The sequence below is a fragment of the Corallincola luteus genome (genome assembly GCF_004336975.1).
GTDB lineage: Bacteria > Pseudomonadota > Gammaproteobacteria > Enterobacterales > Neiellaceae > Corallincola > Corallincola holothuriorum.
Window position 1 is genome coordinate 187,179 of the sequence record NZ_SJXE01000006.1, and the last position, 20,322, is coordinate 207,500.

A 20,322-nucleotide genomic window follows, 5' to 3' on the forward strand; every position below is an offset into this window, starting at 1 on the left:
CCTTAGCCTGCGAAGAAGCGTTTGCCGTTGGCAGACATCTGCCGCAGTCCATCTGTCACCTGGTACAAGGGACCAAGGTGGGCGAGTTCATCTGCTTGCGCAATAAAGCTGTCGAGCCCTATCTGATCCAGATAGCGACAGACACCGCCGCGGAACGGCGGGAAACCTAAGCCATAAACCAGTGCCATATCCGCTTCTGCCGGTGAGGCGACAATGCCCTCCTCAAGGCAACGGATCACTTCATTACACATAGGGATCATGACCCGGGCAATGATCTCTTCATCATTGAATGTTTGCGGATTTGCTGAGACCTCTGCCAACAGTGCGGGCGTATCCGCCGCCGGTTGTTTGGCTAGCTTCCCTTTACGATCTTTCTCATAGCGATAGAAGCCGACGCCATTTTTCTGGCCAAAGCGCTGCTGTTCAAACATCACGTCGATCGCATCCCGCTGAGTTTTTGCCATCCGCTCAGGGAAGCCTTCTGCCATCACCGCCTGGGCATGATGTGCGGTATCGATACCGACGACATCGAGCAGGTAGGCGGGGCCCATCGGCCAACCGAACTGTTTCTCCATGACTTTGTCTATCTGGGTGAAATCTGCGCCATCACTGAGCAACTTAGCGAAGCCGCCAAAGTAGGGGAACAGTACGCGGTTAACAAAAAAGCCAGGGCAGTCATTGACCACAATGGGGGATTTCCCAAGTTTTGCAGCCCAAGCGACCACCGATGCAACCGTTTCGTCACTGGTCTCTTTGCCGCGGATAACTTCCACCAGTGGCATTCTGTGTACTGGGTTGAAAAAGTGCATGCCGCAGAATTTACTGGGTTGTTTTAGGCTCGCAGCCAACAGATCGATAGAGATAGTTGAAGTGTTCGAAGTGAGGATGGTGTTGTCTGTCACCTGTTGCTCCACTTCAGCGAGCACCGCGGCCTTCACTTTAGGGTTTTCGACCACAGCTTCCACGACCACATCGACATCTGCGAGAGCGTCGTAGCTAAGGGAGGGGGTAATATTGTTGAGTACGCCAGCCATTTTTGCTGCGTTCATACGGCCACGAGAAACCAGCTTCCCGAGCAGATTAGCTGCTTCATTGAGCCCAAGATCTAACGCTTCGTGACGAATATCTTTCATCACAATAGGGGTGCCTTTGGAGGCTGACTGGTAGGCGATACCACCGCCCATGATACCCGCACCGAGCACCGCGGCACGTTGAAATTTGTGTGCTGTTTTGCCGGCTCGCTTGGCTTTAGCTTTCACCAACTGGTCATTGAGGAAAATTCCTATCAAGCTTTCTGCTTGCGGACTCTTCGCTAGTTTGATGAAGCCTTCTGCTTCGGCATTAAGCGCACCATCCCGGCCTTGGCTTGCTGCCTTTTCGATCGCTTTCACCGCCATCATCGGGGCTGGATAATGTTTACCTGCTTGTTGTGCCACCATCCCTTTTGCGGTGGTGAAGCACATGGCGGTTTCAATTTGGTTTAACCCCAGTGGTGAGCACTTCTGCTGCCGCCGTGCTTGCCAATCGATATCGCCATTGATGGCGCTTTTCAGCATGTTTAATGCGGCGCCATCGAGTTTGTCTGGAGGCACTACCGCATCGACCAAGCCTAAACTGAGTGCTTTATCTGCTCGATTGTCTTTCCCGGTGGTGATCAGCTCCATCGCGTTATCAGCACCAATTAAGCGTGGCAGACGCACGGTACCGCCAAAGCCGGGCATGATGCCGAGCTTCACCTCTGGTAAGCCAATTTTGGCGCTGTTGTCCGCAACCCTAAGGTCAGTGGCCAAGATCGCTTCACAGCCGCCCCCCAGAGCAAAGCCACGGATGGCACTAATGGTGGGAACAGGAAGATCTTCCAAGCGATTAAATATTTGGTTGGCGTGGTTGATCCAGCGTCGTAGTTCCTCCTCCGGCAGGGCAAAGGTAGCAAGGAACTCGGTGATGTCAGCGCCAACAATAAAGGTTTCTTTGGCAGAGCGGAGTAGAACACCTTGCAATTCACTGCTGGCGTAAAGTGCATCCAGTGCCAGATTGAAGTCTTCTAGTGTGGCTTGATCGAATTTATTAACCGAGCCTTCTGCGTCTAGCAGTAGTTCGGCGATACCTGTTTCCAAGTAGCGTACAGAGAGGGTTTTGCCTTGATATATCATTCTTTTCTCCCGTCGGGCTAGCCCGTCAAGGTAGGCGTATTATAATAACTGGTCATACCAGAAAGGCTAAGTTTGGACGCGATCTGGCTGGATTTCAACCGTTATTTTAAACGGTTGTTTAATTTTTGCTTTGCCAGCCTGTTGGGTTTCTTAATATGACGCAGGTTTTACGCTGTGCTTGGCTATTTTTGCCGTGGGGCGAGCGTGATAGTAGGTAGAAATTGTGTATGCTATGACAGTCATCATTTGGAATGTAAGCCCATGAGCGAACAACATAGCCTCCTGTTTACCCAGCATATTGCCAATTTGCAGATCCGTACTCGTGACCTATTAGCGAGAGAAGGATTGGAGTATCTCGTTATCCACTCTGGTCAGCTCAAGCGCCAGTTTCTTGATGACATGGATTATCCATTTAAAGTTAACCCTCACTTTAAAGCGTGGGTGCCAGTGATCGATAACCCTAATTGCTGGCTGATTATCAATGGCGACGATAAACCAAAGTTGTTGTTTTATCGGCCGGTAGATTTTTGGCATAAGGTGCCTGATGCGCCAGAGGATTTCTGGACTGATAACTTTGCCATCCAACTGCTGGAGAAAGCGGATGCCGCGGCCGACTGGTTGCCATCGGATCTGAGTAAAGTTGCTTATATTGGTGAGCAACAGGAGCTGGCACAGGTGCTTGGCTTTGGGCAAATTAACCCGGAAGGGGTGATCAATTACCTGCATTACCACCGCGCGTATAAAAGTGATTATGAGCTGATGGCGCTGCGTGAAGCCAATAAAATCGCTGTTGCCGGGCATCAAGCGGCAAAAGCAGCTTTTTATGGTGGAGGCTCTGAGTTTGAGATCCAGTTAGCTTATCTGCAGGCCACGGGCCATGGTGAAAATGATGTGCCTTATGGCAATATTGTGGCCTTAAATGAGCACGCTTCGATTTTGCATTATATGCAGTTGGAGCGCAGCAAACCCGCGCAACACCATAGCTTTTTGATTGACGCCGGTGCCAACTTCCATGGTTACGCCGCTGATATTACCCGTACCTACAGTTTCCAACAGGATGAGTTTGCTGATCTGATTGCAGCGTTGGATGTATGTCATCATCAGATCATGGAGCAGCTCAAGCCGGGGGTCGCTTACCCCGATCTCCACAAAGCAATGCACTTGCTGATTGCTGAGGTGCTGCAACGGTTCAAATTTGTTGATATGAGTCCGGAAGCGATGATTGAAAGTGGTGTGACGCGAACCTTTTTCCCCCATGGTCTTGGCCACTTCCTTGGTCTGCAGGTTCATGATGTTGGCGGCTTTATGGCTGATGAACGTGGGACTCATCAACCGGCACCGAAACAACATCCATTTCTGCGTTTGACCCGCAAAGTCGAACCACGTCAGGTGTTTACGATTGAGCCCGGTCTTTACTTTATTGATAGTTTGTTAGCCAGCCTGCGTGATTGTGCCCATAGTACAGCCGTCAACTGGGATAAGGTGGAACAGTTCAAGCGTTATGGTGGTATTCGCATCGAAGACAACCTGATTGTGTTGCAAGATCGTACCGAGAATATGACCCGGGATCTGGGCTTGGCGTAACCGTTAATGGCTACTTATCGGGTGTTGACCGCGCCAGCCTCAGCCGAGCAGGAGATTAAACGCAGTCGATTTATTGCGCTTGCAGCCAGGGTGGCGTCGCCACAAGCGGCCAAGGCCTACATTGAGTCGGTGCGAGCGCTGCATCCCCAAGCCAGGCACGTGTGTTCCGCGTTTGTTGCGGGGACACCGGATGATAGTCATTGTTTAGGTTTCAGTGACGATGGTGAGCCGAGCGGCACCGCTGGGCGCCCCATATTAGCGGTACTGCAAGGGGCTGGTGTTGGTCAGATCTGTATCGCCGTGGTGCGCTACTCCGGTGGTATCAAGCTGGGAACTGGCGGCTTGGTACGTGCGTATGGTGGTACGGCGCAGTTGGCAATGCAGCAGGCGCAGTGGTTGGCGGTTGAACCGGAACAGCAATTGTTGCTGCGGTTAAGTTACGATTTAACGGGGCGTGTTGAGCAGCTGCTACAGCAGTTTGAGGCTGAGTTGTTGGATTCAGTTTTTGCCGATGATGTGTTGTTTACTGTGTCGGTGCCTGAGCGTCATAGCGCTGGGCTGCAAATGCAATTGACCAATATCTCTGGCGGACAAATCCGCTGTGTTGTGAAGCAGTAGATTGCATAATCTCTGCTTCGCCCTACACTGGCGCCATATTCGAAGAAAAACAGATCCATAACAGATGCTTGATTCGCCACAATACGCAATGGAGGCTGAGCGCTCGTAGATGCAATATCGTGCCATTATCCGCATCGTCGGGCTGTTGATTAGCCTTTTCAGTGTCACCATGGTGCCACCGATCCTCGTCTCTTTAATTTTTAAAGATGGCGGCGGCTTACCGTTCTTCCTGGCCTTCCTGTTTAACCTGTTTATTGGTTTTATGCTGTGGTTTCCAAATCGTTATTCTCGTGCTGAGCTAAAAGCGCGGGAAGGCTTCCTTATTGTGGTGCTGTTTTGGACAGTGCTAGGCAGTGTGGGGGCTGTGCCACTGATGTTGACGGAAACGCCATCGATCAGTCATACCGATGCGTTTTTTGAATCATTTTCTGGGTTAACGACGACTGGCGCGACCATTCTGACCAATCTTGAAACCTTGCCTAAAGCTGTGCTGTTCTATCGTCAGCAGCTGCAATGGCTGGGTGGTATGGGGATCATTGTGCTGGCCGTCGCCATCCTACCTATCCTTGGCGTGGGCGGTATGCAGCTTTATCGTGCTGAAGCGCCTGGGCCGGTGAAAGACTCTAAAATGACGCCTCGGATCGCCGATACCGCAAAACATCTCTGGTATATCTATGTCTCTTTGACGTTAGCCTGTGCTGCAGCCTATTGGGCCGCGGGTATGAACCTGTTTGACGCTATCTGCCACAGCTTTTCCACTATCGCTATTGGTGGCTTTTCCACCTATGACGCCAGCATCGGGCATTTTGATTCCAGTCTGATCAACCTGATTTGTGTGGTCTTTCTGCTTATCTCTGGTGCCAACTTTGCGCTGCATTACACGGCGTGGCGTGCCAAATCTATCTATCACTACCTCTCTGATCCTGAGTTTAAAGGCTTTCTGTTTTTCCAGTTAGTGATCGTGGCGGTGTGCTTTTTTGTCTTGGTGCATGGCAAGGTTTATGAAAATCCTAATTCGGCTTTGGATCATGCGTTATTCCAAGCGGTTTCCATGGGCACCACTGCTGGTTTTGCTACCACGGGCTTTCATGATTGGCCGATCTTTCTGCCTATCCTGCTGATCTTTGCGTCGTTTATCGGTGGTTGTGCCGGTTCGACGGGGGGAGGGATGAAGGTGGTTAGAGTGCTGATCCTGCACCTGCAGGGAATGCGAGAACTAAAGCGACTGGTACACCCGAAAGCGATTATCAGTATTAAACTGGGCTCGCGCCCGCTCTCCGAGCGGGTAATTGAAGCGATTTGGGGCTTCTTTTCTGCTTATACCTTGGTATTTATCTTCTGCATGCTGCTTTTGATCGCCACTGGAATGGACGATCTTACGGCATTTTCTGCGGTGGCAGCCTGTCTGAATAACCTGGGGCCAGGTTTAGGCGAGGTGGCATCTCATTATGGTGAGATCCCTGATAGCAGCAAGTGGGTGTTGATTATAGCCATGCTGTTTGGGCGTCTTGAGATCTTTACCCTGTTGGTGATCTTTACTCCGGCGTTCTGGCGTAACTAATTCAATTTGGCTATTTAAGGATTATTCATGGCGCGTTATTTGATGGCGTTTCACAGTCGTGAAGGACAAACGTTTAAGATCACTAACCGTTTGGCGGAGCGACTACTGGCCCGTGGGCATGAGGTGGAGCTGGTGAGCATTCCTGAGTTGGCTGCCACTTTTTCTATCGCCGGTTATGATGGCATCGTCATTGGTGCTTCGGTCCGTTATGGTCATTTCAGCCAACTGTTTTATCAGTTTATTCAACGTCATCACCATGCGCTGGCCAGCGTACCATCGGCTTTCTTTGGAGTGAATTTGACTGCGCGTAAAGCGGATAAGAACACTCCAGAGACTAACGCCTATATGCGCAAATTTGCCGTTAAATCTCCTTGGCATCCTACTGTGCAGGGAGTGTTTGCTGGTGCTTGCGTTTACTCTAAGTACCGCTGGTATGACAAAGCGATCATTCGTTTGATTATGAAAATGACCAAGGGACCAACCGATCCTAGTCAGGATGTAGAGTTCACCGACTGGCAGGCAGTGGATAGCTTTGCTGGTCAACTAAACAAGATGGTTGGTTAGTACTTACTTGCGCCAGAAGGTTGGCAGTAAAAGAACTGCCGCAGTGGTGATCTCAAGCCGCCCCAGTAACATCGCGATACTCAATAGCCATTTTGCCGTATCTGGTAGGTCAGCAAAGTTCCCTGATGGACCAATCTGATCCCCTAGCCCTGGCCCCACATTGGTGAGGGCGGTGAGCGCACCGGTGAGAGCGGTGAGTGGTTCAATCCCGAGCATGGCAAGCGCCAAAGAGAGTAGCACCCAAGTGAGAAAAAACAGGTGCATCAGTACGATCATCGAAGTGATGATCTCATCTGATATTTCTCTGTCGTTGTATCTACGTGGAAATATGCCGGCAGGGTGTACCAGACGTTTCATATGTTGGTAGATCACCTTAAAGGCGACTTGAAAGCGGAATATTTTCAGCCCCCCCGCGGTGGAGCCGGAGCAACCACCGACAAAGGTTAGAAAGAAGAACATTACCACCGCTAAACTGCCCCACTGGGTGTAGTCCCCTAAAGCAAATCCTGTCGTGGTGATCACTGAAACGATGTTAAACAGCGTGAGGCGCAGGGCATCAATATAATCTACCGGTTCAACTTGCCACATCCAGACGCTTAAGATCAGTGTGGTGACGGCTATCAGTGCGAGGTAGCCGCTGACCTGTTCATCCCGCCAAACCTTTAGGCTGCGACGTCGGATCATCAAGATAAACAGAATAAAGGGCAGTCCTCCCAACAGCATAAACACGCTGCCTACCCAGTGGCTGGCGCTGGAAAACTCAGCCATGGAGGAATCAGAGGTAGAAAAACCGCCGGTGGAAAGCGTGGTCATGGCGTGACAAACGGCTTCAAACAGGCTCATGCCAGTCAACCAGTAGCAGAGACTACACAGCAGGGTTAAGCCGATATAAAGCCATAGCAGTTGTTGCGTGTAGCGGCGGGTTTGCGGTACGGGTTTATCTGACCAATCGGATGATTCGGTTTGGAACAGGCGCATGCCGCCAACATTGAGAAACGGTAAAATACCTACACCCATGACAATAAAGCCGATGCCACCGAGCCATTGCAGCAGTGAGCGCCAGATTAGGATACTGCGGGGTAGGGCATCCAGCCCCGACATCACGGTGCTGCCGGTGGTGGTAACGCCTGACATGGTTTCAAAGAAAGCGTCGGTGTAACTGGTGTGGGGTACAAATATCAGAGGAAGTGCTGCAAACGCGGTCATCACCAACCAAGTCAAGGTAGTGAGCATAAACATATCTCGTACCCGCATAGTTAACTGGCTGAGTGAGCGTCGGGTGCCTCGTCCCAGAGCTAACAGTGCGATGGCTGAAATTGCGGTTACGCCAGCGGATTGCACATAATGGAAGGTGAGCCCGTCATGATCGATGAATGATAGCCCCAATGGGATCACCATCAGCATGGTCAATTTTGAGAGAAATAGGCCTATCAGCAAACAGATAAGCCGGTAGTTTATGGTAGACATTTGCTAACTGCAGGCTCTAGAAAAAGAACGGGCTGGGTTGGAACAGCTTCTCTACTTCACCGACATACTTCTTGTCGACCAGGAACATAATCACGTGGTCGTTTGACTCGATGACCGTGCTCTTATGGGCAATTAGCACCTCTTCTCCTCGCACGACTGCGCCTATGGTGGTGCCCGGCGGGAGTTTGATGTCGCGCACGGCACGACCCACTACTTTCGATTGGTTTTTATCGCCGTGAGCTATCGCTTCAATCGCTTCGGCAGCACCGTGTCGCAATGAATAGACGTTAACAATGTCTGCTTTCCGCACATGGGATAACAGTGCCGAGATGGTTGCGGTTTGCGGGCTGATGGCGATATCAATTTCGCCGCCTTGTACCAGGTCTACGTATGCGCCGCGCTGGATCAATACCATTACTTTGGCTGCACCCATCCGCTTGGCGAGCATCGCTGACATGATGTTGGCTTCATCATCATTCGTGACGGCGATGAAGACATCGGTTTGTTCAATATGTTCTTCGCCAAGCAGCTCTTGATCCGATGCGTCACCGCAAAATACCGTGGTTTTGCTCAATTCGTTGGCAAGATAAGTTGCGCGATTGGGGCTGCGTTCAATCAACTTAACTTGATGGCGCTCTTCTAGCGCTCTGGCCAGACCCAGACCGATATTGCCCCCACCGGCGATCATGATCTTCTTGTAACTGCGTTCAAGCTTCTGCATCTCCGACATCACCGCGCGGATATGGCGGCTATCGGCGATAAAGAACACTTCATCATCCGCTTCGATAATTGTGGTGCCCTGGGGTCTAATCGGGCGCCCTTGGCGGAAAATCGCGGCAACACGGGTTTCAATATTCGGCATATGCTCGCGCAAAGCTGACAGTGCACGACCAACCAATAAGCCACCATAGTAGGCTTTCACCGCCACCAATGAGGCGCGTCCCTCAGCAAACTCCATCACCTGTAGAGCGCCGGGATAGTTAACTAAGCGATTGATATATTGAGTAACGAGCTGTTCTGGGGCGATGAAGTGGTCGACCGGAATATCCTGGCTGTGAAACAGCTGCGCTTTGTGGTGCAGGTACTGGTCTGAACGGATCCGGGCGATTTTGGTTGGCGTATTAAACAGACTGAAAGCAACCTGACAGGCGATCATATTAATCTCATCACTATCCGTGACGGCAATTAACATATCGGCATCTTCAGCGCCCGCATTGCGCATGATATCGGGGTGAGGGGCATGACCGGCAATGACCTGCAGATCGAGCTTGTCCTTGAGTTCGCGCAGGCGTTCGCCATCTCTATCTACGACAGTGATCTCGTTACGCTCGCTGACCAGATTTTCAGCCAGCGTGGCCCCTACTTGCCCTGCACCCAGAATAATAATCTTCATTGACGTAAAATTTAGTCATGTTTTGCAGAGATTATAGAGGCTTATGCGAGGATAAGCTTGACCTTATCCCGCACTTTTTCGCTGTTTAGTTCAGTTGCTTACGCAGAAGTGCGTAATAGAAGCCATCCATCTGCTGTTCGCCGGGCAGGATCTGCCAACCGGGCGTGTCTACGTTGTCTCGATCATTGATGTTGAGCAGTTCAGCGTCTGCTTGGGTGTGCAAAAAGCGTTTAACCTGTTCGCTGTTCTCTTCTGGCAAGATGGAGCAGGTGGCGTAAAGTAGCGTGCCACCGGGCTTGAGGAGTTTCCACATTGCGCTAAGGATCTCAGCTTGCAGTGTAGCTAACTTGGCGATGTCGTCGTTGCGGCGCAGCCATTTGATATCCGGGTGTCTGCGGATGACGCCTGTGGCAGAGCAGGGCGCGTCAAGTAGGATGCGGTCAAATTGGTCACCACTCCACCATGCATCGGGGTTAGCGGCATCACCACAAATAACCGTGGCATTTAGACTGAGGCGGGCAAGGTTTTCATGCACTCGTTTTAAACGGCTTTCTTCAATATCTACGGCAACCAGTTGTTTGAGATCCGGCACCATTTCAGCGATGTGGGCGGTTTTTCCGCCCGGTGCAGCGCAGGCATCTAGTATCTGTTCTCCCGCTTGGCCAGCCATCAATGATGCGGCAAACTGCGGTGCGCCGTCCTGCACGGAAACTAGGCCATCATTAAAGCCTGGAAGTTTATGTACATCGACAGCGCTATCTAGGCAGATGGCGCCATGGGGCTGCGCTGGTTGACAGGGGATCTCAGCGTCAAGCAACAGCTGCTGGTAGGCCTGTGGCGCCACTTTAGCTTGATTGGGGCGTAGCCACATCGGCGCGGCTTGATTATTGGCTTTTGCGATCTGTTGCCATTGGTCTGGATAAGCTCGTTTCAGCCTATTCAGTAACCATCCAGGATGGTCGTGTTTTATCGCATCGGCTGTCTCATTGCTGGCTAACGCAGTTTCGAGCGCTTGTTGCTGACGCTGAAAATTACGCAGAATAGCGTTGACCAACCCTTTTAGCCTAGGCTGCTTCAGTTTGACTGCCGCAGCGACGGTCTCGGCAACGGCAGCGTGCGCAGGAATGCGACTGGCGATGAGTTGGTAAACCCCAACCATCAACAGAAAATGAACGGTTCGCAGCTTGCCGGTGAGTTTTTTCTCCAGCAGTTGATTAAGAAAAAACTCCAGCGTTGGCAGCTGCCGCAAAACGCCGTAGCAAAGCTGTTGTAGCAGTGCTTTGTCGCGGCCATCTTGTAATCGACTTTGTTGCGGTGGCAGCGCCTGCGTCAGGCTTTGCCCTTTATCAACGACTTGGAATAAGACTTGTGCAGCCAGTGCACGGATATTGGGATTAGCTGTTGTCATCGGAACTCAATATGGTGCCTGGCTCGAACCAAGCCTTGCGAGCATTGAGGATATCTGCAGCCGGTAGGGCTTTTTTGCCCGGTAACTGCAGCTGGGTTAACTTTATCTGTCCCTGCCCGGTGGCCACTATGATCCCTTCACTATCGGCGCTGAGGATAGTGCCGGCAACGGCGTTCGTTGCACTGTCGATCACTTCCATATCATGCACTTTGACGATGGCGTCAGCCACATGAAACTGGCTGCCTGGCCAGGGCGTAAATGCGCGACGGCGCTGATCGACGACAGAGGCAGGGAGTTGCCAGTCGATTGTGGCTTCGGCTTTGTTGAGCTTTTTTGCGTAACTGGCGCTTGCATCATCTTGCGCCTCTGGAGTGATGTCGCCATCAGCTATCCGTTCAAGTGTTTGCAATAAAGCGTCTGGACCTAGTTCTGCGAGGGTTTCATATAGGCTGGCACTGGTGGTCGTGGGGGTGATATCGCAAACCACTTTATGCAGCATATCACCCGTATCCAAGCCGATATCCATCTGCATAATGGTAATACCGGTTTGTTGATCTCCAGCCCAGATTGCGCGTTGGATCGGCGCCGCGCCGCGCCATTTCGGCAACAAGGAACCATGCACGTTAATGCAACCCAATTTCGGCGTGTCGAGTACTGAGCTGGGCAGAAGTAAACCGTAAGCCACGACCACCATGATATCGGCGTTAAGCGCCTTTAGCTGTTCAACATCCTCTGCTTGCTTGAAGTTGCTAGGTTGAAATAGCGGAATCTGGTGGCTTTCCGCTAACTGCTTGACGGCGCTAGCTTGTAGCTTTTTGCCACGTCCGGCTGGGCGGTCTGGCTGAGTGTAGGCTGCCACCACTCGATGCTCACTGCTGATAAGCCGCGCTAAGTGGCGAGCGGCAAAGTCAGGGGTACCGGCAAAAACGATATTTAATGGGCGTGACACAATGACCTCTGTTTATGACGCTGAACGCGCAGCTAGCTTGGCTTCTTTTTCTAGCTTTTTCTTAATTCGCTGCCGCTTTAGGGGCGACAGATAATCAACAAACAGCTTCCCTTGCAGGTGATCTAACTCATGCTGAATACAGATAGCCAGCAAGCCTTCTGCCTCTAGCTGGTATTTTTCGCCGTTACGATCTAACGCTTCTACGGTGACTTTTTCTGCGCGCTCGACCGATGCATAGGTGCCAGGTACTGATAGGCAGCCCTCCTCATTGCATTGGACACCATCGCGGGCAATGATCACCGGATTGATAAATACGCGGGGTGTATCACTTTTTTCGGACACATCCATTACAACGATCTGCTTATGGATGTTAACCTGTGTCGCTGCGAGGCCGACGCCGTTTTCGTCGCGCATAGTTTCGAACATGTCATCGACAATTTTGCGAACTTCGTCGTTGACCTCCGGCACCGGTGACGCTACGGTGCGAAGACGTTCGTCAGGAAAATGAAGGACTTCTAAAACCGCCATGGTATTTGGACTCTTCTTTTTTGGACTATTAATAGAACAGTGGTTGCCATGCCGACATTCTAGCCAGTCATGGCTGGGAAAAACAGCATGGTCTTATTATGAAGACAAATAACAACAAGGAAGGTTTCCGCGTGAGAACAAGACTGCTTGCCTTGGTTGCGGGACTTACTCTAGTGATAACGGCAGCTTATGCTACCGAAATCGAATTGAACCCCGACTATCCTGAAACCTATATCGTGCAGAAGGGCGATACGCTTTGGGATATATCTTCTATGTTCCTGAAAACGCCATGGCTGTGGCCTAAGCTATGGCAGGCGAATCCGCAAATTGATAACCCTCACCTGATCTACCCTGGTGATGAGTTGCAGCTGGTCTGGATTAATGAGCAACCTAAGCTGGTGAAATCCAAACCCTCTTCAACCCGGATTGTAAAATTGGGGCCTAAGGTTCGTACCAGTGAACCGAAAGCGCCGATCCCAACGATCCCGCTTAAAGAGATCCGTCCGTTCCTGATTTATGAGCAGGTATTGTCGGAGGAAGAGATCGCGAGCCTACCCTATGTTTTGGGAACAAACGACGGCACTACGCGCTCTAGCTATCCACAGACTATGTATGCGAAAGGCGTTGATGCGCCGCAGGGACAGCTGTTCGGTATTTATCGACCAGGTGAAGCCCTGATGCATCCGGAAACGGAAGAGTTGCTGGGCTATGAAGCCAAGTTGGTGGCAATCGCGAAATCTATGCCGGCAGGTAACTTCACTAAGCTTGAGATTGTTGAAAGCAAGTATGAAGTGCGTAATGGCGATAAGTTGATCCCAGTCCTTGAGCGTGAAGTGTTACCGGCGTTCTTTGAACCCCATGAGCCTAACCGCTTAGTGAAAGGTCATATCATCCATACTGCCAACTACTCCAAGTACGTGGGTAAGTTTGATGTGGTTGCGATGAGTATTGGTGCAAATCACAATATCGAAGCCGGTCATGTATTAGCGATCATGCAGCCTGGCGCCGTGATGTACGATGAGCCGCCTGAGCGTCCCCAGTATGAAGAAGATGCCAACACGCTTGAAAAAATGGCGATTGAATTTGGTGACGAAGAGGTGATGGTTCAATTACCCGATGAGCGCGTCGGAGAGCTGCTAGTGTTTCGAGTGTATGAGAAGGTCAGTTATGGCTTGATTATGCGCACGGACAAGCCTGTGAAGCAGTTGGATATTGTAACCAACCCATAGCGAGATCTCGTGAGTATGCGCCAACCAAGTTGCAATATTGAACGTTGGTTGGTGTTGTCACAACTTCCAAGATTTGGCGGCCGTAGTGCCGCCAAATTGCTTTCTAAATACAGCATTGAGCAAGTCTTTAGCCTTGCTCCTGCCCAACTCCCCTTAACCCAGCCGCAAACAACGGCATTGAGTTCACCTGATTGGCGGTTAATTGACAACTGTTTGCTGTGGGCTCAGCAGGAGCTATGTCATATAGTCTCTCGGTCGTGCGCCGCTTATCCACCGCTACTCAACGAGTTACCCGATCCGCCGCCGTTACTTTTCGTTTGTGGTGATGTGACGTTGCTTGCGCAACCGCAGCTGGCTGTGGTGGGTAGCCGCGCGGCCTTGCCCAACCATTTGGAGAATACGCGGAAGTTAGTTGCGCCGATCGCTGCGGCGGGCATGTGTATTACCGGTGGATTGGCGCGTGGGGTTGATGGCACCGCTCATCGCACTGCTTTACAAAACAAAGGTAAGACAATTGCGGTGATGGCCACCGGCCCAGATCGGATCTATCCTGCGGGTCATCGTGATTTGGCTCACCAAATCGTTGATCAAGGCGGTGCGTTGGTTAGCGAATTTGTGCCGGGCACGCCGCCTTTAAAGCAACACTTTCCCAAACGTAATCGTATTGTCAGTGGCCTCTCTTTGGGCACCTTGGTGATTGCTGCAGGATTAAAGAGCGGCTCCTTGATCACTGCTAGGTTAGCAGCGGAGCAAGGCCGGGAGGTTTTTGCTGTTCCGGGGGCAATGTCAGACCCCGAAGCGGCAGGTTGTCATCAATTAATTAAGTTGGGAGCTAAATTAGTTACTTCTCCGGTCGATATATTAGAGGAGGTGATGACATCGCATGTGATAGCGATAGAAAAACCTCTGCAATCAAAATTGCCAAGTGGCAGTTTGTTGGATAGTGTAGGAGATGTGGCTACTCCTTTAGATCTGATTGTCAGTCGCAGCGGCCGCAGTATTGAAGCGGTGATGCAGCAGCTGACCATGTTAGAGATCGAAGGTGAAGTAGCTGTCGTACCAGGTGGTTACCAGCGAGTGAGGAGGACCGATTATGTTTGATATCCTCATGTACCTTTTTGAAAATTACATCCACAGTGATGTAGAGGTGATGGTCGATCATGAGGAGTTAACCTCAGAGTTGACCCGCGCAGGCTTTAGGCGTGATGAAATTTCAAAAGCTTTAGGCTGGTTAGAGGGGCTTGCCGAGTTGCAAGACAGTGACAGACATCCCTACTTAGTGCGTAGCGATGCTGTCTCAACCAGGGTGTATACAGCTGAAGAAGCGCAGCAGCTTGATGCTGAATGTCGCGGTTTCCTGATGTTTTTAGAGAATATCCAGGTATTGGATATGGAAACGCGGGAAATGGTCGTTGATCGAGTGATGGAACTCGATATGGAAAGTATCGAACTGGAAGACCTGAAATGGGTGATCCTGATGGTGCTTTTCAACGTGCCAGGTCGCGAAGGTGCTTACTCTCAGATGGAAGATTTGGTGTTTGAGGTCAACGAAGGCTTTCTCCATTAAAAGAAAGCGAGGCCTGTCATGGTAAAAATTGATTCGACGCTGTTCGATGCGTCGCAGCGCGCTATCGAAAAATCTCAGGAAAAGTGCCCCGAATGCGGGGCTTCTTTGGTTTTACGGGGCAGTGGTTCCGGACCTTTTTGGGGGTGTAGCAATTATCCTGAGTGTCACTTCAGCCGTCCTACCCATGCGCAAGAGCATCGTATTGAGCGCGAATTGGAGTTGCCGTGTCCCGATTGCGAGAAACCATTGGCGCTGAAACAGGGGCGTTATGGATTTTTTATCGGCTGTACCGGTTACCCTGAATGCCACTATCACACTCAGTTAGAAACCTCTGATGATACCGGTTTTAAGTGCCCTAAATGCCAATCTGGCGAGCTGACTCAGCGAACCAATCGCTATGGCAAAACATTCTATGCTTGCAATGCTTATCCTAAGTGCCAGTTCGCGGTGAATCATCCACCTCATTTGGGCAACTGTGAATTTTGTGGTTTTGGTTTGTTGCTGGAAAGAAAGCTGGCCTCCGGTGACCAGCTTCAGTGTGCGAATAAGCGGTGCGGAAAAAAGCAGACCCGCCCCGATTGATATCTACACTAGCGCTTGTGCCGCTTGGTGCAAACCGGGGAAGTCTGCTTCATCAAGCTGCTTGAGCAGTGCCGCTAAACGCTTTTTCAACTCAGCTTTATCTTCAGCGCAGACATTGATGTGACCCATTTTGCGTCCGGCACGCTTATCTTTGTCATACCAGTGCAGGTGGACCCCATCGAGCTGATGGATGCTGTTGGGGATATTATCTGTACCGATCACGTTGACCATGGCTGCCGCTGATACTAATTGAGTGTTGCCAATGGCTAAGCCGCAGACTGCGCGCAAATGGTTTTCAAACTGGCATACATCAGCGCCTTGCTGGGTCCAATGTCCTGAATTATGCACTCTGGGTGCTATTTCGTTGACCAGCAACTCGCCGTCGACATCAAAAAACTCTATCGCCAGCACACCAACATAATCCAGTGTCTTCGTAAGCTTCTCAAATGCATGGGTGGCTTGCTGCTGCAATTGTTCTGCGTCGGTAAGGGCAACAGACAGGCTCAAGATGCCATTCTCATGATGATTTTGGGTAAGAGGGTAGACCTTCACCGAACCATCTTTGCCGCGCGCACCAATGACTGACACTTCGCGGTCAAATGGGATCCATGCTTCGGCGACTATCGCCTGATTAGCACTGCTTTCTTGGAGAAAAGATGAAATTTCAGCCCATACCTGAGCGGCGTCCGCTGTGGTTTTTAGTCGCCACTGACCTTTGCCGTCATAACCTTCTAGGGCGCTTTTCAGTACCAGTGGCAGACCGATAGAGGCAATCGCTTGATGCAGGTCTGCCTCTGTGCTGACAACCTGAAATTTGGCATTGGGGACATCAGCACTATCGAGAAGTTGCTTCTCCAAGCGACGGTCACCTCCTATGCGGATCGCTTCCGCGCCAGGCAGGAATTTGCCACTGGCTTGGCATTGACTGAGGATATCTTGCGGAATATGTTCGAACTCCGCAGTGACCACGTCGCAGTCGATCAAGCCGGCGGCCAGATCCTGCTGATAATTCTCCAGCGTCAATGGGTGAACCACTGTATGGCTGCGTACATCGTACGCTTTTACCTTCAAGCCTAACGGTGCGCCAGCGAGGGACATCATGCGAGCCAACTGGCCCGCACCCAATACCAGTACCTGCATGCTTACTCCTGGGAAGGATCCGGTTGGCTAAGAACAGTATCGGTTTGGCTTTGGCGGAACTCATCCACTTTTGCCATGATTGCGGGATCAAATGCGCCAATGATCTGCGCTGCCAAAAGGCCTGCATTTGCTGCGCCGGCATCACCTATGGCTAAGGTGCCAACCGCGACCCCTTTGGGCATCTGCACAATAGAGAGCAGTGAGTCGATACCTTTTAGCATGCGCGACTGCACTGGCACACCTAGAACGGGCAGACTGGTGAAGGCTGCTGTCATTCCTGGCAGGTGAGCTGCACCGCCTGCACCACCGATGATCACTTTCAATCCTCTGGCTTGTGCAGATCCTGCATACTCAGCCAGTAGGTGAGGCGTGCGATGGGCTGAGACCACTTTGGTTTCATATTGAATGCCAAAATGATCCAGCATATCTGCTGCGTGCTTCATGGTGGGCCAATCTGATTTGGACCCCATAATAATACCTACTTGCATTGCCTCTCCTGCTGTTTGACTGTCAGAGCGCTATAAGAAGCCGAATTATAGCCGTTTCCGTCAACAAGTTGAATTGAGTCATCGAGAATGCTCTCTAGCTGTGCCGGTTGGCCTCTTTGCTGTGTGCTGTGCTATAAACGACGCCAGTGATTAATCGCCTTAAGATGATACCTTAATAGATGTTTGTTGATGCCGTCGAAGCGTTAAAGCAGGGTGAGCTTATCGCCTATCCAACTGAGGCTGTGTTTGGCCTGGGTTGTGATCCTAACAATGAACAAGCGCTAACAAAGTTGTTAGCGTTAAAGCAGCGACCAGCGGAAAAAGGTTTGATCCTCATTGCCGCCGACTACAGCCAGCTCTTGCCATATATTGATGATACGGCACTTACCCCTGAGCGTCGTGCGGAGGTGTTTGCCTGTTGGCCAGGCCCTGTTACCTGGACTTTGCCAAAATCATCAAGTTGTCCGGCATTGGTTTCTGGGCTATTTGATAGTGTGGCGGTACGAGTGTCGGCGCATCCAGTGGTGACCGCTTTATGTGTCGAATTTGGCGGGGCGATTGTTTCTACCAGTGCCAACCTGGCTGGCCAAGAACCCGCTCGAACTGCATCAGCTTTGGCACCGGAGGTGTTGCTGGATGTGGCTGTGGTTATTGATAAAGCGGTTGGCGGCAATGCTGCGCCCTCCGAGATCCGTAATGGTCTTACAGGACAGATCCTACGTTCTAGCTGATAGAAGGAATCAGGTGTGCAAGATGTAGATAAATACGCGGTAAAAGCTTATTTGCTCGCCCTACAAGATGCCATTTGTGATGGTTTAGCGGCGATTGATGGCGTTGCAAGCTTTGCAGAAGATGCCTGGCAGCGAGATCCTGCAAAAGACCACTTGGGTGGCGGTGGTAGAAGTCGGGTGTTGAAAGGTGGCCGGGTGTTTGAGCAGGCGGGTGTCAATTTTAGCCATGTCACGGGGCATGAGATGCCTGCTTCGGCCACTGCCCACCGTCCAGAATTGGCTGGGCGAAGTTTTGAGGCGCTGGGTGTTTCTCTCGTTATTCATCCCAACAACCCCTTTGTGCCGACTTCCCATGCCAATGTCCGATTCTTCATTGCTGAAAAAGAGGGAGAGGCACCGGTCTGGTGGTTTGGTGGCGGTTTTGATTTAACGCCTTTTTACCCGTTTGAAGAGGATGTGTTGCACTGGCACCAAACAGCGTCAGATCTTTGCCAACCGTTTGGTGATGAGTGCTATCCGAAGTACAAACAGTGGTGTGATGACTACTTTTACCTCAAGCATCGGGGTGAAACCCGTGGTGTCGGCGGTTTGTTTTTTGATGATCTGAACAGCCCTGGCTTTGCCCAAAGTTTTGCTTTTATGCAGGCGGTGGGTGATGGCTTTCTGCGGGCTTATCTACCTATCGTGGAAAAGCGTTGGCAGACCCCCTTTAATGAATCGCAGCGACAATTTCAGCTCTATCGTCGTGGTCGTTATGTTGAGTTTAACCTGGTGTATGACCGTGGCACGCTGTTTGGTTTGCAAACTGGCGGACGTACCGAGTCTATTTTGATGTCGATGCCGCCGTTGGTGGCTTGGGAATATAACTGGCAGCCGGCTGAAGGCTCACCGGAGCAGTTACTTTATGAGCGCTACCTTAAACCGCAGAACTGGCTAGGCTGATAACAGTAAAAAGGCAACGAACCGTTGCCTTTTTTCATTCAATCTTTTGCCCCAACCGCATCGTCTAAGTCATCAACGTCAATATCATCGTTGGGACTATCGTCATCACTTTCATCGGAGCTCTGTTTGGAAGAGCCGAACAGTGTAAACACACGGCGCTTTTGCGTGCGTTTTAGGTACTTCTCCCAGATCTTGGTTTCCAGAGTGGTGGCTGTTTGCTCGGTTTGGAATGTATCGACAAAAGCTTGCTCCTCTGCCGTAGCGGGAGCGCGGGTGCCTTCATATAAAGCTTGATACGTGCGCCCCTGACTCTCTAGTAGGGCCGCTTCCTGCTTGGTGAAGTCGCCACTACGGCTGAACCCTCGTGGATAATTTTTGTCGTCAAAAAAGCGCTTCTCTGCTACAAAACTGTTAGTCGCCATCTTATTTCAACTCAGTTGGTTTTCTTGCCCTAAGTCACTTGGTGTTTCACCAAGCGGGTGAACGAATCTGGTTTTGCGAAGTAATAGCAATAGACCTTTGGGTCGTAAAACAAAAAAATTTTAACGCCACGTGAAAAAATTTCGGAGATAACGTTGGATACCGAGTTGCTAAAAACATTTTTGGAGGTGCAGCGTACGCGCCATTTTGGTCAGGCAGCGGAGAATCTTTTCCTTACACCTTCTGCCGTGAGCTTTCGGATCAGACAGTTAGAGACGTTAATGGGGGCAACACTGTTCACCCGCCATCGGAATAATATTCAACTCACCGGGGCCGGTGAACGCTTAGTTGGACATGCGGATGCCATGTTGTTGGCATGGAAACGGGCACAGCAGGAGGTCGCTTTAGATAGTCGTCAGATGTCGCAACTGGCTATCGCTGCGCCAGCCAATATTTGGGATGCTAGTTTACAAACCTCGTTGGCGAACATTGGTATCAGTATGCCGGGGGTGGGGTTGCGGGCTGAGATCTGTGCGCCGGCACAGGGCATGAAGTTACTGCAGGCCCGAACTATCGACCTACTCATGATGTTTGATCCCCCAGCCAATGAAGAGACAGTGCAACACTCCTTGTTTGATCTTGATTTAATTATGGTGAGCAGTATCGAGGGGCAGGGGCTGGATGAGGCCTTGTCCAGTCGATACCTGCGGGTGGATTGGGGCACGGCGTTTAGCATTCGTCACGCACAGGAGCTTCCCCATGCTGGCGCGGCCATATTGCATACGCCGTCAGCAAGGATCGCCTTAGAGTTTATGTTGCAGTCTGGTGGCGCTGTTTACCTGCCAAAGCTGATGGTGGAAAGTTATCTGCAACAGAAAGAACTTTTTGCTGTTGTAGACGCCCCGGTGATCACGCGGCGTGTACACGGTGTTTATCATTGTCAAAATCAGCAGTTGGAAGCATTGCAGCAGGTTGTGGCTCTACTGGATCAAACCTCA

20 protein-coding genes and 1 pseudogene (2 of these 21 running past the window's edge) are annotated in these 20,322 nt (G+C 51.0%); 11 read left to right on the forward strand and 10 right to left on the reverse strand.

Annotated features, from left to right (window positions below):
• Positions 1–2: 2 nt before the first annotated feature.
• Entirely contained in the window at positions 3–2,153 is a 2,151-nt protein-coding gene (gene fadB, locus EZV61_RS13210; RefSeq protein ID WP_131416155.1) for a fatty acid oxidation complex subunit alpha FadB, read from the reverse strand.
• A 261-nt stretch (positions 2,154–2,414) separates the two neighbouring features.
• Between fadB and pepQ the strand changes: the two genes are divergently transcribed.
• The 4 genes from pepQ (at position 2,415) to hemG (ending at position 6,480) form a co-directional block, all read left to right on the forward strand.
• Complete coding sequence (gene pepQ / locus EZV61_RS13215; RefSeq protein ID WP_114339248.1) at positions 2,415–3,737, forward strand: Xaa-Pro dipeptidase; 1,323 nt, start codon at positions 2,415–2,417, stop codon at positions 3,735–3,737.
• 6 nt (positions 3,738–3,743) lie between these two features.
• Complete coding sequence (locus EZV61_RS13220) at positions 3,744–4,355, forward strand: YigZ family protein (RefSeq protein ID WP_131416157.1); 612 nt, start codon at positions 3,744–3,746, stop codon at positions 4,353–4,355.
• Positions 4,356–4,464: 109 nt separating this feature from the next.
• Positions 4,465–5,916: a TrkH family potassium uptake protein gene (locus tag EZV61_RS13225; protein WP_114339246.1), complete on the forward strand. Its 1,452-nt coding sequence runs from the start codon at positions 4,465–4,467 to the stop codon at positions 5,914–5,916.
• 27 nt (positions 5,917–5,943) lie between these two features.
• Entirely contained in the window at positions 5,944–6,480 is a 537-nt protein-coding gene (hemG, locus tag EZV61_RS13230; protein WP_131416160.1) for a menaquinone-dependent protoporphyrinogen IX dehydrogenase, read from the forward strand.
• 3 nt (positions 6,481–6,483) lie between these two features.
• On the opposite strand, the gene EZV61_RS13235 is transcribed toward hemG, so the two are convergent.
• The 5 genes and pseudogenes from EZV61_RS13235 to def all read right to left on the reverse strand — a co-directional run bounded on the left by EZV61_RS13235 (position 6,484) and on the right by def (position 12,225).
• A complete protein-coding gene (locus EZV61_RS13235) occupies positions 6,484–7,947 on the reverse strand; it encodes a TrkH family potassium uptake protein (protein WP_131416162.1) in 1,464 nt (487 codons plus the stop codon).
• A gap of 16 nt (positions 7,948–7,963) precedes the next feature.
• Positions 7,964–9,343, reverse strand: a pseudogene (gene trkA / locus EZV61_RS13240) (Trk system potassium transporter TrkA); the annotation flags it as partial.
• An 82-nt stretch (positions 9,344–9,425) separates the two neighbouring features.
• On the reverse strand, positions 9,426–10,748 hold the full coding sequence (rsmB, locus tag EZV61_RS13245) for a 16S rRNA (cytosine(967)-C(5))-methyltransferase RsmB (protein ID WP_131416164.1): 1,323 nt from the start codon (positions 10,746–10,748) through the stop codon (positions 9,426–9,428).
• The gene (fmt, locus tag EZV61_RS13250) at positions 10,735–11,697 is read right to left on the reverse strand and encodes a methionyl-tRNA formyltransferase (RefSeq protein ID WP_131416166.1); all 963 of its coding nucleotides are present in this window, start codon (positions 11,695–11,697) and stop codon (positions 10,735–10,737) included. The genes rsmB and fmt overlap by 14 nt, the downstream gene beginning before the upstream one ends.
• Positions 11,698–11,709: 12 nt before the next feature.
• Positions 11,710–12,225 (reverse strand): peptide deformylase, encoded by a 516-nt coding sequence (def, locus tag EZV61_RS13255; RefSeq protein WP_131416168.1) that lies wholly within the window; start codon positions 12,223–12,225, stop codon positions 11,710–11,712.
• Between the two features lie 131 nt (positions 12,226–12,356).
• Between def and EZV61_RS13260 the strand changes: the two genes are divergently transcribed.
• The 4 genes from EZV61_RS13260 to EZV61_RS13275 are packed head-to-tail and all read left to right on the forward strand — an operon-like array spanning position 12,357 to position 15,603.
• Positions 12,357–13,454, forward strand: a complete 1,098-nt coding sequence (locus EZV61_RS13260; RefSeq protein ID WP_165569607.1) for a LysM peptidoglycan-binding domain-containing protein — start codon at positions 12,357–12,359, stop codon at positions 13,452–13,454.
• A 15-nt stretch (positions 13,455–13,469) separates the two neighbouring features.
• Entirely contained in the window at positions 13,470–14,555 is a 1,086-nt protein-coding gene (gene dprA / locus EZV61_RS13265) for a DNA-processing protein DprA (protein WP_131416172.1), read from the forward strand.
• The gene (locus tag EZV61_RS13270) at positions 14,548–15,021 is read left to right on the forward strand and encodes a DUF494 family protein (RefSeq protein WP_114339237.1); all 474 of its coding nucleotides are present in this window, start codon (positions 14,548–14,550) and stop codon (positions 15,019–15,021) included. Before dprA ends, EZV61_RS13270 begins: the two co-directional genes overlap by 8 nt.
• An 18-nt stretch (positions 15,022–15,039) precedes the next feature.
• Complete coding sequence (locus EZV61_RS13275; RefSeq protein ID WP_114339236.1) at positions 15,040–15,603, forward strand: DNA topoisomerase family protein; 564 nt, start codon at positions 15,040–15,042, stop codon at positions 15,601–15,603.
• A gap of 3 nt (positions 15,604–15,606) precedes the next feature.
• Here EZV61_RS13275 and EZV61_RS13280 read toward each other — a convergent pair whose 3' ends face one another.
• Together EZV61_RS13280 and purE are read right to left on the reverse strand one after the other, a co-directional pair.
• Complete coding sequence (locus EZV61_RS13280) at positions 15,607–16,743, reverse strand: 5-(carboxyamino)imidazole ribonucleotide synthase (protein WP_130567862.1); 1,137 nt, start codon at positions 16,741–16,743, stop codon at positions 15,607–15,609.
• Positions 16,744–16,745: 2 nt separating this feature from the next.
• Positions 16,746–17,231, reverse strand: coding sequence for a 5-(carboxyamino)imidazole ribonucleotide mutase (gene purE, locus EZV61_RS13285; RefSeq protein ID WP_114339234.1), 486 nt, complete (start codon positions 17,229–17,231; stop codon positions 16,746–16,748).
• Between the two features lie 179 nt (positions 17,232–17,410).
• Between purE and tsaC the strand changes: the two genes are divergently transcribed.
• Both tsaC and hemF read left to right on the forward strand, forming a co-directional pair.
• On the forward strand, positions 17,411–17,962 hold the full coding sequence (tsaC, locus tag EZV61_RS13290) for an L-threonylcarbamoyladenylate synthase type 1 TsaC (RefSeq protein ID WP_130567863.1): 552 nt from the start codon (positions 17,411–17,413) through the stop codon (positions 17,960–17,962).
• Between the two features lie 15 nt (positions 17,963–17,977).
• Entirely contained in the window at positions 17,978–18,904 is a 927-nt protein-coding gene (gene hemF / locus EZV61_RS13295) for an oxygen-dependent coproporphyrinogen oxidase (RefSeq protein WP_130567864.1), read from the forward strand.
• Between the two features lie 38 nt (positions 18,905–18,942).
• Here hemF and EZV61_RS13300 read toward each other — a convergent pair whose 3' ends face one another.
• Positions 18,943–19,326, reverse strand: a complete 384-nt coding sequence (locus tag EZV61_RS13300) for a MaoP family protein (RefSeq protein ID WP_114339231.1) — start codon at positions 19,324–19,326, stop codon at positions 18,943–18,945.
• A 153-nt stretch (positions 19,327–19,479) separates the two neighbouring features.
• Here EZV61_RS13300 and EZV61_RS13305 point away from each other — a divergent pair, with 153 nt between their 5' ends.
• On the forward strand, positions 19,480–20,322 hold the 5' portion of the coding sequence (locus tag EZV61_RS13305; protein WP_130567866.1) for a LysR family transcriptional regulator. It continues 6 nt past the right edge of the window; only the first 843 of its 849 coding nucleotides appear in the window; the start codon lies at positions 19,480–19,482; its stop codon lies off the right edge, out of view.
• On the reverse strand, positions 20,313–20,322 hold the 3' end of the coding sequence (locus EZV61_RS13310) for a group II truncated hemoglobin (RefSeq protein WP_131416174.1). The gene runs 437 nt beyond the window's last position; the window shows 10 of its 447 coding nt (coding positions 438–447); its start codon lies beyond the right edge, outside the window — the gene reads right to left on this strand; its stop codon occupies positions 20,313–20,315. The genes EZV61_RS13305 and EZV61_RS13310 overlap by 16 nt on opposite strands.

Excerpts from the sequence above, each read along its gene's own strand:
- fadB (WP_131416155.1), bottom strand. The coding sequence starts at position 2,153 with ATGATATATCAAGGCAAAACCCTCTCTGTACGCTACTTGGAAACAGGT.
- pepQ (WP_114339248.1), top strand. The coding sequence starts at position 2,415 with ATGAGCGAACAACATAGCCTCCTGTTTACCCAGCATATTGCCAATTTG.
- EZV61_RS13220 (WP_131416157.1), top strand. The coding sequence starts at position 3,744 with ATGGCTACTTATCGGGTGTTGACCGCGCCAGCCTCAGCCGAGCAGGAG.
- EZV61_RS13225 (WP_114339246.1), top strand. The coding sequence starts at position 4,465 with ATGCAATATCGTGCCATTATCCGCATCGTCGGGCTGTTGATTAGCCTT.
- hemG (WP_131416160.1), top strand. The coding sequence starts at position 5,944 with ATGGCGCGTTATTTGATGGCGTTTCACAGTCGTGAAGGACAAACGTTT.
- EZV61_RS13235 (WP_131416162.1), bottom strand. The coding sequence starts at position 7,947 with ATGTCTACCATAAACTACCGGCTTATCTGTTTGCTGATAGGCCTATTT.
- rsmB (WP_131416164.1), bottom strand. The coding sequence starts at position 10,748 with ATGACAACAGCTAATCCCAATATCCGTGCACTGGCTGCACAAGTCTTA.
- def (WP_131416168.1), bottom strand. The coding sequence starts at position 12,225 with ATGGCGGTTTTAGAAGTCCTTCATTTTCCTGACGAACGTCTTCGCACC.
- dprA (WP_131416172.1), top strand. The coding sequence starts at position 13,470 with ATGCGCCAACCAAGTTGCAATATTGAACGTTGGTTGGTGTTGTCACAA.
- EZV61_RS13270 (WP_114339237.1), top strand. The coding sequence starts at position 14,548 with ATGTTTGATATCCTCATGTACCTTTTTGAAAATTACATCCACAGTGAT.
- EZV61_RS13275 (WP_114339236.1), top strand. The coding sequence starts at position 15,040 with ATGGTAAAAATTGATTCGACGCTGTTCGATGCGTCGCAGCGCGCTATC.
- EZV61_RS13280 (WP_130567862.1), bottom strand. The coding sequence starts at position 16,743 with ATGCAGGTACTGGTATTGGGTGCGGGCCAGTTGGCTCGCATGATGTCC.
- purE (WP_114339234.1), bottom strand. The coding sequence starts at position 17,231 with ATGCAAGTAGGTATTATTATGGGGTCCAAATCAGATTGGCCCACCATG.
- tsaC (WP_130567863.1), top strand. The coding sequence starts at position 17,411 with ATGTTTGTTGATGCCGTCGAAGCGTTAAAGCAGGGTGAGCTTATCGCC.
- EZV61_RS13300 (WP_114339231.1), bottom strand. The coding sequence starts at position 19,326 with ATGGCGACTAACAGTTTTGTAGCAGAGAAGCGCTTTTTTGACGACAAA.